The organism is Paracoccus benzoatiresistens (assembly GCF_026913015.1).
Classification (GTDB): Bacteria; Pseudomonadota; Alphaproteobacteria; order Rhodobacterales; family Rhodobacteraceae; genus Paracoccus; species Paracoccus benzoatiresistens.
Window position 1 is genome coordinate 1 of record NZ_JAPTYD010000161.1, and the last position, 1,368, is coordinate 1,368.

Genomic DNA, 1,368 nt, shown 5'->3' on the forward strand with positions numbered 1-1,368 from the left:
ATCGACCTTGCGCATGGCGCGGCGGAAATCCAAGGCTTCCAGGATCGACTCCTCGACCAGGGCCGTGCCGCCCGGCGGCTCCATCATTGCGGCGGCTACGTCGCAACTTGCAATGATCGAATACTGCGGACTGGTCGACGTGTGCATCAAGTAGGATTCATTGAAGAGGTGCCGATCCAGTTTTGTTTCCTCGGAATCCTGGACCAGGACGTGGCTGGCTTGGCTTATCCCTGCCAGGAGCTTGTGGATCGACTGCGTCGCATAGGTCACAGCGTGCCTGGTGCGGTCGCGCTTGCGGCCCATGGCGTGATAGGTACCGTAGAAGGGATGGAAGGCCGCATGCGGGATCCAGGCTTCGTCGAAATGCAGGTTCTCGACATAGCCATCAAGCATCCGCTTGATTTCCTCGGTGTTGTAGAGGACCCCGTCATAAGTGGACTGGGTCAGCGTCATCATGCGGGGCCTGACCGCATCTGCATCGACACCCTCCAGCAAGGGGTTGGCGCGGATCTTGGCGCGGATGGATTCGGGTTCGAATTCGGCGTGGGCGATGGGGCCGATGATGCCCCAATGGTTGCGGGTGGGTCGCAGGAAGACAGGGATGGCGCCGGTCATGATGATCGCGTGCAGGATCGACTTGTGACAGTTGCGATCCACCACGACGATATCGCCGGGTGCGACCGTGTGGTGCCAGACCATCTTGTTCGAGGTCGAGGTACCGTTGGTCACGAAAAAGCAGTGGTCCGCATTGAAGATCCGCGCGGCATTGCGTTCGGATGCGCCGATGGCGCCGTTATGGTCCAGAAGCTGGCCCAGTTCTTCAACCGCGTTGCAGACATCGGCCCGCAGCATGTTCTCGCCGTAGAACTGGTGATACATCTGTCCGATGGGAGATTTCAGGAAGGCCACACCGCCTGAATGGCCCGGACAGTGCCACGAATAGGAACCGTCCTCGGCATAATCCAGAAGCGCTTTGAAGAAGGGCGGCTGAATGCCTTCCAAATAACTCTTGGCCTCGCGAATGATGTGCTTGGCCACAAATTCAGACGTATCTTCGAACATGTGGATGAAGCCGTGCAACTCGCGCAGAATGTCATTGGGCAGATGCCGGCTTGTTTTCGTTTCGCCATGCAGAAAGATCGGCACGTCGGCGTTCTTCCATCGCACCTCCTCGATGAACGACCGCAGGTTCACCACAGCAGGGTCAAGGTCGGGGCCGGGGCTGAACTCCTCATCGTCGATTGACAACACGAAGGCGCTTGCGCGGCTTTGCTGCTGGGCAAATTTTGACAGGTCGCCATAGCTGGTCGCACCCAATACCTCGAAACCCTCAGCCTCGATGGCCTGGGCCAGACCGCGGATGCCCAG

Annotated in this window: 1 protein-coding gene; it reads right to left on the reverse strand. The window is 58.9% G+C overall.

Going from position 1 to position 1,368, the window contains the following annotated elements:
• On the reverse strand, positions 1 to 1,368 hold a 1,368-nt coding region (locus OU682_RS23985; protein WP_329609851.1), incomplete at both ends, for an Orn/Lys/Arg decarboxylase N-terminal domain-containing protein.